Raw genomic sequence first — 10497 nt, forward strand, 5'->3', positions numbered from 1 at the left:
GATAACGAACGCTGGGATACAGTTGCCGAAAAGGTTGTGGCCAAAGACTTTTATAGCCGTCCTCACCGTCTGATCTTTGAAGCGGTAAAGGATATCCTTGAAGAAAGTTCTCCTCTGGATCTTATTACACTCTCTGAACATTTAGAGCTGCGTGAGCAACTTGAAGAAGTGGGTGGCTTTGCTTACCTTGCTGACTTAGCGAAAAACACACCAAGTGCCGCAAACATCAATGCGTATGCGGATATCGTAGCGCAACGTGCACTTGTTCGTAGCCTGATTGGTGTCGCGAATGAGATTGCTGATTCTGGTTATGACCCTCAAGGTCGTACATCGGAAGAGCTGGTTGATCTTGCTGAAAGTAAAGTCTTCGCGATTGCCGAAGGCCGTGCAAGTGAAAACGAAGGTCCACAAAACGTTGATAGCATTCTAGAGAAGACGCTAGAACGTATCGAGATCCTATACAAAACGCCGCAAGATGGTGTGACAGGTGTCGATACTGGCTTCAACGACCTCAACAAGAAAACAGCAGGTCTACAAGGCTCTGACTTAATTATTGTTGCTGCTCGTCCATCGATGGGTAAAACCACATTTGCGATGAACTTGTGTGAAAACGCGGCGATGAAGCAAGACAAACCGGTTTTAATCTTCTCGCTAGAGATGCCAGCCGAACAGCTGATGATGCGTATGCTTGCGTCACTTTCTCGCGTAGACCAAACCAAGATTCGTACTGGTCAGCTAGATGATGAAGATTGGGCTCGTATCTCGTCGAGTATGGGTATTCTGATGGATAAGAAGAATATGTATATCGATGACAGCTCGGGTCTAACGCCAACAGAAGTGCGTTCTCGTGCTCGACGTATCGCTCGTGAACACGATGGTATCTCTATGATCATGATAGATTACCTTCAATTAATGCGTGTACCTTCGTTATCTGATAACCGTACTCTTGAAATCGCCGAGATTTCTCGCTCATTGAAAGCGTTAGCAAAAGAGCTCAACGTTCCGGTTGTGGCACTTTCTCAGCTTAACCGTTCCCTAGAGCAACGTGCTGATAAGCGCCCAGTAAACTCGGATTTGCGTGAATCAGGTTCGATTGAGCAAGATGCCGATTTGATCATGTTCATCTATCGTGATGAGGTTTATAACCCAGATAGTTCCTTGAAAGGCATTGCTGAGATCATCCTTGGTAAGCAACGTAACGGTCCGATCGGTTCTGTTCGTCTTACGTTCCAAGGCCAACACTCCCGATTTGATAACTATGCAGGCCCTGCATTTGATGATGAGTAATCGCTAATGACTTACATGAAAGCGGCGACGGCGAGCATTGACTTAAACGCGCTCGAACATAACCTGAACCAGATAAAGTCGAAGGCTCCTCAGTGCAAGGTCATGTCTGTTGTGAAAGCCAATGGCTACGGACACGGCTTACTGCATATAGCCAAGCATTCAAAAAGCTCTGATGCTTTTGGTGTGGCGCGTATTGAAGAAGCGTTACAACTTCGTGCTGGTGGCATTGTTAAACCTATTTTGTTGCTGGAAGGATTTTACTCTTCGGGCGATTTGCCAATCTTGGTGACCAATAACATTCAAACGGTGGTGCATTGTGAAGAGCAATTAAGCGCGCTAGAGAATGCGGATTTGGAAACACCCGTTGTGGTATGGCTAAAAGTCGACAGTGGTATGCACCGATTAGGTGTTCGCCCTGAGCAATACCAAAACTTTGTTGAGCGTTTGCATCAATGTGCGAATGTTGCCAAACCTCTACGTTACATGAGCCACTTCGGTTGTGCTGATGAACTGGATAGAGCAACCACCGTTGAACAGACAGAGCTTTTCTTGTCGCTTACTGAAGGTTGTGAAGGGGAGCGTTCACTTGCTGCCTCTGCGGGTTTACTCGCTTGGCCAGACAGCCACCTTGATTGGGTTCGTCCGGGAATCATATCTTACGGTGTCTCTCCATTTGTTGATAAATCAGCGCAAGAGCTTGGATTTTTGCCTGTGATGACCCTGACCTCACACCTAATTGCCGTTCGCGATGTGAAAGCCGGTGAAAGTGTGGGTTATGGCGGAAACTGGACCAGTGAACGTGATACCAAGGTTGGTGTTATCGCGATTGGTTACGGTGATGGTTATCCTCGTACTGCACCTAACGGTACTCCAGTGTTCGTTAACGGTCGAAAAGTACCGATCGCAGGACGTGTATCAATGGACATGCTAACGGTTGATCTAGGCCCTGATGCGGCAGATAAAGTCGGCGATGAAGCGACTCTGTGGGGTAAAGGTTTACCTTCAGAAGAAGTGGCTGAACATATCGGCACTATCGCTTACGAGTTAGTCACTAAGCTGACTTCGCGTGTTGCGATGGAATATGTGAAGTAATCATGGATCTTGATAAGTAAATTATGTTCAAGCGAACGACTCGAAGCTGGCTAATGTCTGCAATGACATTACTCGGTGTCAGCTTTTCTTCTTCCGCTGTGAGTGAAGAAAAAGATTCAGCCTTTGTTCCTTTCTACTTCAGCACCGAAACCATGGGTAACACCTTTGGGGTTGCGGGTGTCGCAAAGGGTGTTTGGCAACCTCAAGCCGCTCTGTTTGGTATGGCACTCTATTCAGACAAAGACAGTTACGTCGGTTTTCTATCGGCTTTTAACTATGCCTTGTCTGAGAACGTATTGTTTAGCACTCAGATGTATCAAGCGCGCTTCAACGACAACCCGTATTACATTGGTTCTCAAGGCGATAATGATTCATCTATCGATGACAAAACCATTGCTGATGGCTTAGAGCAAAACTATCAGTTTGAGTTTAAGTATTTGCTACCTTGGGGCAACGTTGCAGAACACGGTTTACTCGGTGCTTTTCAGCCAATCAAAGATGTGAGCTTTGCTTCGCCAATAGAATCGGGTGTCAGTTCGATTCTATTTACGCCTTTTTATACTGCTCGTGAGTTGGAAGGTTTAAATAATACCGAGGAGGCAACAGGCTTTAGTTTGGCGTTTGATTGGGATAACCGTGATAGCACACGCAACCCGACCAGAGGTTCTCACACTAACCTTGAGTTCACCACTGGCGCAGAGAGTTGGTCTAACGATGACTTGTGGCTTAAGTGGACCTTCCAAAATAGCCAGTACTTTGCTTTAGGTCCTTTAGGGGACTTATTCGATCAACAAGTTTTAGCATTTGATTTCTATACCGCTGACACGCCAACGTGGGATAACTGCTCTGGGCAAGATTGTGCTCGCCCACCAGAAACGGAGCAAGCTCGATTGGGTGGCTTGTATCGTTTACGAGGTTATACCGGAGGTCGTTATCACGGTCGCTCTGCAGTTCATTATTCTGCTGAGTACCGAGTACTTCCTGACTGGCAACCACTTGGCGATATCCCACTGATAAACTACTACGATTTGCCTTGGTGGCAATGGGTAGCGTTTGCTGAATTAGGGCGCGTTGCCGATGAGTACGACATCAAAACACTGCACTCGGACATGAAATGGAGCTTAGGTGGCGCGGTGCGTTTCCAAGTGGAAGGCATTGTTGTTCGTGCTGAGTTGGCGCGAGGTGGTGATGAAGGGACCTTTAGGGTCATGATCAATCAGCCCTTCTAAAGCTTTCGGCCTACAGTAGGCCAAATACTATTTTTATAAGAGTGGTTGTGGAAACTCACCACTCTTTTTTATTAACAAGATATTGTTTTTATTAAGGAGATCTTGTTTCAAGCAGTCTACTCACCTTGCATCGTAGCAATCACAGTTCGGCTTCCACCACAATCTCGGTGCTCTCCTAAGTAAATGCCCTGCCATGTTCCTAAAGCTAAACGACCATTGCTAATTGGTATTGTCACACTGGTGCCAAGTGTCGATGCTTTAATGTGGGCAGGCATGTCATCATCACCTTCATAGGTGTGTCTGTAGTAGGGCGCTCGCTCTGGGACAAACTTATTAAAGTGCGACTCCATATCGGTACGGACGGTAGGATCTGCGTTCTCATTTAGTGTGAGGCTGGCAGAGGTATGTTGGATAAAAAGATGTAATAAACCAACAGATAGAGAATTGATATCGTGTATCTGTTGTTCAATTTCATCAGTAATGAGATGAAATCCACGCTTTCGTGCATTTAGGTGTATAGTCTTCTGAATCCACATACGCCATCCTTTATAATGTATTTGGAAAAAAAGTGGTTTAACGCTATCTTTTGAACTTGAATTTATCAGGTATCGCTCACATTTAATTATGTTAGAGCTAGAGTCTGTACCGATTCTTCTGTCAGGAAATCTAATCCTGATTTATCTCAAGGTACAGCTCTTCATATGCGGCATAATACGTCGTGAAAAAAAATTACAAAGAATCTTTCAGTGGTGACGCGGTTTGGTCATCACAGAAAAATATAAACTTTCGCCTAATCGGGGGTTCTATTCATCACCCAGGTGACGTTTAGAATAAAACCTACAGTAACATCGGGATAGATACCATGTTGAAAAATATCAACCCAACGCAAACACAAGCGTGGAAAGCTCTAACGGCACATTTTGAGTCTGCTCAAGATATGGATATGAAAGAGCTGTTTGCTCAAGATGCAAAGCGTTTCGAGAGCTTTTCTACTCGTTTCGGTTCTGACATCTTAGTGGATTACTCTAAGAACCTTATCGATGCTGAAACTATGCAGCACCTATTTGCTCTTGCGAACGAGACTGAAGTTAAGTCTGCAATTGAAGCGATGTTCAGCGGTGATGCAATCAACAAGACTGAGGGCCGTTCAGTACTTCACACTGCACTGCGTAACCGTAGCGACAAGCCAGTAATGGTTGATGGCAAAGACGTAATGCCAGCAGTTAACGCTGTACTAGCAAAAATGGAACTGTTCACACACCGCATCGTTTCTGGTGAGTGGAAAGGTTACACAGGTAAAGAGATCACTGATGTTGTGAACATCGGTATCGGCGGTTCGGATCTTGGTCCATACATGGTGACTGAAGCACTAACGCCATACAAAACGCGTCTAAACATGCACTTTGTTTCGAACGTAGATGGTACTCACATTGTTGAGACACTTAAGCCTCTGAATCCAGAAACAACGCTATTCTTAGTGGCATCTAAAACATTTACCACTCAAGAAACAATGACGAACGCGCACTCTGCACGTGATTGGTTCTTGGCTGAAGCAGGTGACAACGCGCACGTTGCTAAACACTTCGCTGCACTATCAACTAACGCAACTGCGGTCGCTGAGTTTGGTATCGATACTGACAACATGTTCGAATTCTGGGACTGGGTTGGTGGTCGTTACTCACTATGGTCTGCGATTGGTCTTTCTATTTCTCTTTCTGTAGGCTTCGATAACTTCGTTGAGCTGCTAGAAGGTGCTCATGAGATGGATAACCACTTTGCTTCAACTGAGTTTGAAAGCAACATTCCAGTAATCCTTGCGCTTATCGGCATTTGGTACAACAACTTCCACGGCGCTGAGTCAGAAGCGATTCTACCTTACGACCAGTACATGCACCGTTTTGCGGCTTACTTCCAGCAAGGTAACATGGAATCAAACGGTAAGTTTGTAGACCGTGAAGGTAACCCAGTAGAGTACCAAACAGGTCCTATCATCTGGGGTGAACCAGGTACAAACGGCCAGCACGCGTTCTACCAACTGATTCACCAAGGCACTAAGCTGATCCCATCAGACTTCATCGCGCCTGCAATTAGTCACAACCCAGCATCTGATCACCACCAGAAGCTAATGTCTAACTTCTTTGCTCAAACTGAAGCACTAGCATTCGGTAAGACAAAAGAAACGGTAGAGGCTGAATTCCTAGCGGCTGGCAAAACTGCAGAAGAAGTGGCTGAACTAGTACCTTTCAAAGTGTTTGAAGGTAACCGCCCAACGAACTCTATCCTTGTTAAGCAAATTACACCTCGCTCTCTGGGTAACCTAATCGCGATGTACGAGCACAAGATCTTCGTTCAAGGTGTTATCTGGAACATCTTCAGCTTCGACCAATGGGGTGTAGAACTTGGTAAGCAACTAGCAAACCAAATTCTTCCAGAGCTTGCTGATGACGCAGAAGTGACATCTCACGATAGCTCAACGAACGGTCTAATCAACGCATTCAAAGCGCTTAAAGCTTAATTGAGTTGATAGCATAAAAGTAAACGCCAACCTTAGGGTTGGCGTTTTTGTATCTGTAGAGTAAGCAATGGTTAAATCACAGGTAAGAAAAAGGCTGACGTATAGACGCCAGCCTTCTAAATATTTTGCTGTAGCTAATTCTATTCGAAACAGATCTCGATGAAGGCATTACCCCACTGAGATGAGAAAGGCATAATGATGATTGCGCCTTCGCATTTGTGACGAATAGTGTGGCCTTTACCCGAAACCACAATCGGTGTTGCCATGTCGAAGTCGAAGCCGCTTTCCGCAAGAATACGTTTTGCACCGCCCGTTACCATGTTGGTGATCTCACCAACCATGTCGGTTACTTCTTCGTTCAAACCGTTTGGTCGCTCACCCAGCATGTTTTCCATGATTTCTAGAGCCAGACCTTCATCAAAGGTAATCGACATTGAACCACGAGATTGTGGACCAACCATACCGATTAAACCAGAGACATCACCACGAGCAATTTCATCTTTCTTAACTCTTGGTTTTTGTGGCTTCAATTCTAGAGAAGCCATCGTTTTTAGAACGTTCATCAAAGAAGCTAAAAACGGGTTTACAAATTCAGCGCGCATAATGTTCTTCTATAATCTTATTCTTTCATCTCGGAGGAGCAAGATTGGCAAATGCCATGCGATTCAATGACATGATTCGTCAATTGAAAGCCATGCTTCTCAGCGTTACTGGCGAGTAGGGTGACAAGCGCATCGTCCTGCAGTTCTATCACAGTGCCACATTTATCGCAGATCAGTAGTTGGGAGAAATGTTTGTTGGCATTGCAAGAGCAGCAGCATATGAAGCTATTGGTTGACTCAACTCTGTGAATGAAACCTTGCTCCAACAAGAAATCCAAAGCGCGATATACTGTAGGTGGCTTGGCTTGCGGTTCACTGACTTTCAACTGCTCTAATAATTCATAAGCACTGGAGGCTTTTTTATTAGAGAGGATGAGCTCAAACACTCGCTTTCTTTGAGGTGTTAATCTAACGCCTCGCGATGCGCATATCCCTTCAACTTGCTCTATTAATGTGTGGTCCAAATTTTTCACCATTCAATCGGACATCCCTAATCAAACCTTATTTCTAGGTTACTACGTTTTGGGAGCCAATGATTTCTATTAAAGTCAGGTACAGAGCGTATTGTGACCCACGACTTTGAATAAGACAAGGTAACTCAAAATGACAGTGTGACTCAAGGCATAACTGATTAGTGAGGCTGAATTAGAGGTTTGGTGAATAGGTTTAAATAAAAAATGTGAGGTAAAGTTCATATAGCACAAACTGGGCATAGCATTTACAATAGCCGACCTTGCTTTTGCTGGGTATTCCAGCATATTTTTTTGACTCGCTACCAGGGTACTTTACCATGACACATTCATGTAGATTGTCTGTCGCTCCAATGCTCGACTGGACTGACCGCCACTGTCGTTACTTTCACCGTTTGCTTTCTCAGCAGACTCTTCTGTACACGGAAATGGTAACAACGGGCGCGATCTTACATGGTAAGGGCGACTTCCTAGAATATAACGAGCAAGAACATCCTCTTGCACTTCAACTCGGTGGTTCAAACCCGGTTGATCTTGCTGCTTGTGCCAAGCTTGCTGGTGAGCGCGGTTATGATGAAGTGAATCTTAACGTAGGTTGCCCTTCAGACCGAGTTCAGAATGGTCGATTTGGTGCATGCTTGATGGCTGAGCCCGAGTTGGTGGCAGATTGTGTTTCAGCGATGAAAGAAGTCACTGATATTCCAATTACCGTGAAAACGCGTATCGGTATCGATGACCAAGACTCTTATGAGTTTCTAACTAAGTTTGTTTCGACGGTTTCTGAAAAAGGTGGCTGTGAGCAATTTACTATTCACGCGCGTAAAGCGTGGTTGAGTGGCCTTAGCCCGAAAGAGAACCGTGAGATCCCACCGCTAGATTACGATCGTGCATACCAAATCAAGAAAGATTTCTCTGATCTGGTGATTGCCGTGAATGGTGGCATTACGACTCTTGAGCAAACTAAGGAGCACTTGCAACACCTTGATGGTGTGATGATCGGTCGTGAGGCTTACCATAGCCCGTTTATCTTGGCTGAAGTTGATCAGCAGATCTTTGGTTTAGACACGCCAATTAAGAAGCGCTCACAAGTGGTTGAAGAGATGTACCCGTACATTGAGCGTGAGCTTTCAAATGGTGCAAGCTTAGGACACATCTCTCGTCATATGCTTGGTTTGTTCCAAAGCATGCCGGGCGCAAGACAATGGCGTCGCTACATCAGTGAAAACGCACATAAGAAAGGTGCAGGTATTGAAGTGATGCAAACAGCATTGGCTAAGATCCCTAAAGAGCTAAATGTTTAAGCTCCCTCTAAGTTAAAAACTTAAGGTTAAATTCGCCACTAGAGGTTAAATTTACCACTATAAGTTTCCGAAAAGCCACGCATGAAGATGTGTGGCTTTTTATTTATCTGATAAATAAGGATTTTATAGGGTTGGCATACTTGGTATGGAAGCTGCAATGTTAGAAAGTAGGAAAGATAGGTCATTAACTCATTAGGGAGACCATTATGTTTGAATTAATATTTGTTCTTATTTTCGTTGCGACTCTACTTGTCACTGGTATTACGTTTATGACGGTATTGGCTGCAACCGGAGTGGCGTTATTAGTCATGTTGGTCTTAGGTATGATGGGCGTCGTGTTTAAGTTACTGCCTTGGTTGATCGTGATTGCAATCGGTGTGTGGTTTTTCAAAAATTTTGTACACAGTTCTAACCAGAGACGTTACTAAGGTCATCGTGCCGTCAAATCTTTACTCGTCAGCGGTTTATCGTTTTAGAATTTAAGATGTGTGGTAGAATTTTCCCCAATAATCTATGAATGTGCATACAATTAGCACTACGATATGGAATTGGAGCTATCTCAAATGAATAAAATGCCATTAATTGCTTTAGTGGGAATGCTATCTTTAAGTTCAGCAGTGTCTGCTGAAGAAGAGTTTTCTTACACGGCTAAAGTCGGTGCCGATATGTGGTGGGGAAGTACAAAGCTAAACGAAGTTAGACAAGATGACGATTCTAACTCACCTTCGTTGTATTTCGCATTTGAGCATAATGCCCCGATGCTACCAAACGCTAGTTTTCGCTATACTTCTGTCGATGCGGATTCATTGGCCTTCGATAAGTACGACTACACCTTCTATTACACATTGTTAGATCACAAGCTGATGAACTTTGATGCAGGTGTGACGTTCACTCAGTACTCAAACTCTAACTACATTGAGCCTAAAACGAGTACTCAAGCAACCTTTGATGAATTTACTTGGAGCTTCTACGGTAACGCAGAGATCAACGTTCCTGACACCAACTTCGATATCATTGGTACCATGGAGTTTGGTGATAGCAGTGGTATTAAGAGCACTGACTTGATGGCGGGTGTTCAGTACCGAATCCCTGTATCAGAATCTGAAATTGCCCTGCGTGGTGGTTACCGTGTTATCGATTTAGATTCGGATGAGTTCTTTAGCTCAGAACTAGGCAAGAGCTTTGTCATGGTCGATGGTTGGTTTGCTGGTGCTGAAGTGCGCTTCTAGGCCATATAAAGCAAATTTAGAACGAATTTTAAGAACGCCACTTTATTAAGTGGCGTTTTTTTATATCTATTGATTATATCTTTCTGGAATTAGTTAGCACATTCATCACTTTCGACCATCCTTAATACAGAGAGCCAATTTGCGTCTATTCTTATAAGGTCTATGTAGTGAGGTCAAAGCAAGGGATGGAATATGACACTCAATGAATTACGAAATTTATATAGAGAAAACCTGTTAGTTGAAGCCATCATAGAGCCCTCAATTCAAGAAGGGTCTTGGGTTGTGGAGTTTCGTCATATGGGTGGTGGCTTTGTTCTGCTTACTGATGTTCATGGTGAAGAATGTCATTACGCGGATTTAGACTTGGCATCTAAATCGGCAATGGCGGTTGGCTTTCAGCAAGTACGCATTGAAAACCAGTAAGACAATTTACGTTTCAATCGGTTTTTACTTCCAAAAAGTTATAAAACATACTTTTCTATTCTTTCTTGTTATTAAAAGGAGTGGTTAATCTATCGTCACGCAATGATTAGGGATGTCGTGACCATGTCTTTAAATAAGAAAGAGTCTTCACAAAATAATAATGCACAGTCTGGGGCTAATGAGTTACCTGGGCTAGCAGCACCACTTAATGACCAACAATTGGGTCATCTTCAGCAAACTGTTTCTGAACTGTCTTCACAGCAACTGGCATGGGTCAGTGGTTACCTTTGGGGAGTGAGCCAAGCTCAGCCTGTCGGTGCTGCTGCGCCAATCGCTCAAGCGGCTGGTT

The 10497-nt window shown here is 44.2% G+C and carries 11 protein-coding genes and 1 pseudogene; 9 read left to right on the forward strand and 3 right to left on the reverse strand.

Annotation, left to right across the window (positions count from 1 at the left end; all coding sequences use genetic code 11):
* The 3 genes from A136_RS14290 to A136_RS14300 form a co-directional block, all read left to right on the forward strand.
* On the forward strand, positions 1–1287 hold a 1287-nt coding region (locus A136_RS14290), incomplete at its 5' end, for a replicative DNA helicase (protein WP_017063182.1).
* A 6-nt stretch (positions 1288–1293) separates the two neighbouring features.
* Positions 1294–2379: an alanine racemase gene (gene alr / locus A136_RS14295; protein WP_017063183.1), complete on the forward strand. Its 1086-nt coding sequence runs from the start codon at positions 1294–1296 to the stop codon at positions 2377–2379.
* A 23-nt stretch (positions 2380–2402) separates the two neighbouring features.
* Positions 2403–3608, forward strand: coding sequence for a BamA/TamA family outer membrane protein (locus A136_RS14300; protein ID WP_017063184.1), 1206 nt, complete (start codon positions 2403–2405; stop codon positions 3606–3608).
* Between the two features lie 116 nt (positions 3609–3724).
* On the opposite strand, the gene A136_RS14305 is transcribed toward A136_RS14300, so the two are convergent.
* On the reverse strand, positions 3725–4144 hold the full coding sequence (locus A136_RS14305; RefSeq protein WP_017059938.1) for a secondary thiamine-phosphate synthase enzyme YjbQ: 420 nt from the start codon (positions 4142–4144) through the stop codon (positions 3725–3727).
* A gap of 326 nt (positions 4145–4470) precedes the next feature.
* Between A136_RS14305 and pgi the strand changes: the two genes are divergently transcribed.
* Positions 4471–6123: a glucose-6-phosphate isomerase gene (pgi, locus tag A136_RS14310; protein ID WP_017063185.1), complete on the forward strand. Its 1653-nt coding sequence runs from the start codon at positions 4471–4473 to the stop codon at positions 6121–6123.
* Positions 6124–6263: 140 nt separating this feature from the next.
* On the opposite strand, the gene A136_RS14315 is transcribed toward pgi, so the two are convergent.
* Together A136_RS14315 and zur are read right to left on the reverse strand one after the other, a co-directional pair.
* On the reverse strand, positions 6264–6725 hold the full coding sequence (locus A136_RS14315) for a chemotaxis protein CheX (RefSeq protein ID WP_004741271.1): 462 nt from the start codon (positions 6723–6725) through the stop codon (positions 6264–6266).
* A 17-nt stretch (positions 6726–6742) separates the two neighbouring features.
* Positions 6743–7201 (reverse strand): zinc uptake transcriptional repressor Zur, encoded by a 459-nt coding sequence (gene zur / locus A136_RS14320; protein ID WP_017059941.1) that lies wholly within the window; start codon positions 7199–7201, stop codon positions 6743–6745.
* A gap of 314 nt (positions 7202–7515) precedes the next feature.
* On the opposite strand from zur, the gene dusA reads away from it, so the two are divergent.
* The 5 genes and pseudogenes from dusA to cysJ form a co-directional block, all read left to right on the forward strand.
* Complete coding sequence (gene dusA, locus A136_RS14325; RefSeq protein WP_017063186.1) at positions 7516–8496, forward strand: tRNA dihydrouridine(20/20a) synthase DusA; 981 nt, start codon at positions 7516–7518, stop codon at positions 8494–8496.
* A 206-nt stretch (positions 8497–8702) separates the two neighbouring features.
* A complete protein-coding gene (gene pspG / locus A136_RS14330; protein ID WP_017059950.1) occupies positions 8703–8924 on the forward strand; it encodes an envelope stress response protein PspG in 222 nt (73 codons plus the stop codon).
* Between the two features lie 135 nt (positions 8925–9059).
* The gene (locus A136_RS14335) at positions 9060–9725 is read left to right on the forward strand and encodes a TIGR04219 family outer membrane beta-barrel protein (RefSeq protein ID WP_017063187.1); all 666 of its coding nucleotides are present in this window, start codon (positions 9060–9062) and stop codon (positions 9723–9725) included.
* Positions 9726–9917: 192 nt separating this feature from the next.
* Positions 9918–10148 carry a hypothetical protein gene (locus A136_RS14340; RefSeq protein ID WP_004735813.1) on the forward strand — a complete coding sequence of 77 codons (231 nt, stop codon included), beginning with the start codon at positions 9918–9920 and terminating at the stop codon, positions 10146–10148.
* A gap of 123 nt (positions 10149–10271) precedes the next feature.
* Positions 10272–10497, forward strand: a pseudogene (gene cysJ / locus A136_RS14345) (NADPH-dependent assimilatory sulfite reductase flavoprotein subunit); the annotation flags it as partial.

The sequence above is a fragment of the Vibrio crassostreae 9ZC13 genome (assembly GCF_000272045.2).
Taxonomy (GTDB): domain Bacteria; phylum Pseudomonadota; class Gammaproteobacteria; order Enterobacterales; family Vibrionaceae; genus Vibrio; species Vibrio crassostreae_C.

What these genes read in the sequence shown, in the direction of transcription:
- pspG (WP_017059950.1), top strand. Translation starts at nt 8,703, where the DNA reads ATGTTTGAATTAATATTTGTTCTTATTTTCGTTGCGACTCTACTTGTC.
- alr (WP_017063183.1), top strand. Translation starts at nt 1,294, where the DNA reads ATGACTTACATGAAAGCGGCGACGGCGAGCATTGACTTAAACGCGCTC.
- A136_RS14340 (WP_004735813.1), top strand. Translation starts at nt 9,918, where the DNA reads ATGACACTCAATGAATTACGAAATTTATATAGAGAAAACCTGTTAGTT.
- A136_RS14300 (WP_017063184.1), top strand. Translation starts at nt 2,403, where the DNA reads ATGTTCAAGCGAACGACTCGAAGCTGGCTAATGTCTGCAATGACATTA.
- A136_RS14305 (WP_017059938.1), bottom strand. Translation starts at nt 4,144, where the DNA reads ATGTGGATTCAGAAGACTATACACCTAAATGCACGAAAGCGTGGATTT.
- A136_RS14335 (WP_017063187.1), top strand. Translation starts at nt 9,060, where the DNA reads ATGAATAAAATGCCATTAATTGCTTTAGTGGGAATGCTATCTTTAAGT.
- A136_RS14315 (WP_004741271.1), bottom strand. Translation starts at nt 6,725, where the DNA reads ATGCGCGCTGAATTTGTAAACCCGTTTTTAGCTTCTTTGATGAACGTT.
- dusA (WP_017063186.1), top strand. Translation starts at nt 7,516, where the DNA reads ATGACACATTCATGTAGATTGTCTGTCGCTCCAATGCTCGACTGGACT.
- zur (WP_017059941.1), bottom strand. Translation starts at nt 7,201, where the DNA reads ATGGTGAAAAATTTGGACCACACATTAATAGAGCAAGTTGAAGGGATA.
- pgi (WP_017063185.1), top strand. Translation starts at nt 4,471, where the DNA reads ATGTTGAAAAATATCAACCCAACGCAAACACAAGCGTGGAAAGCTCTA.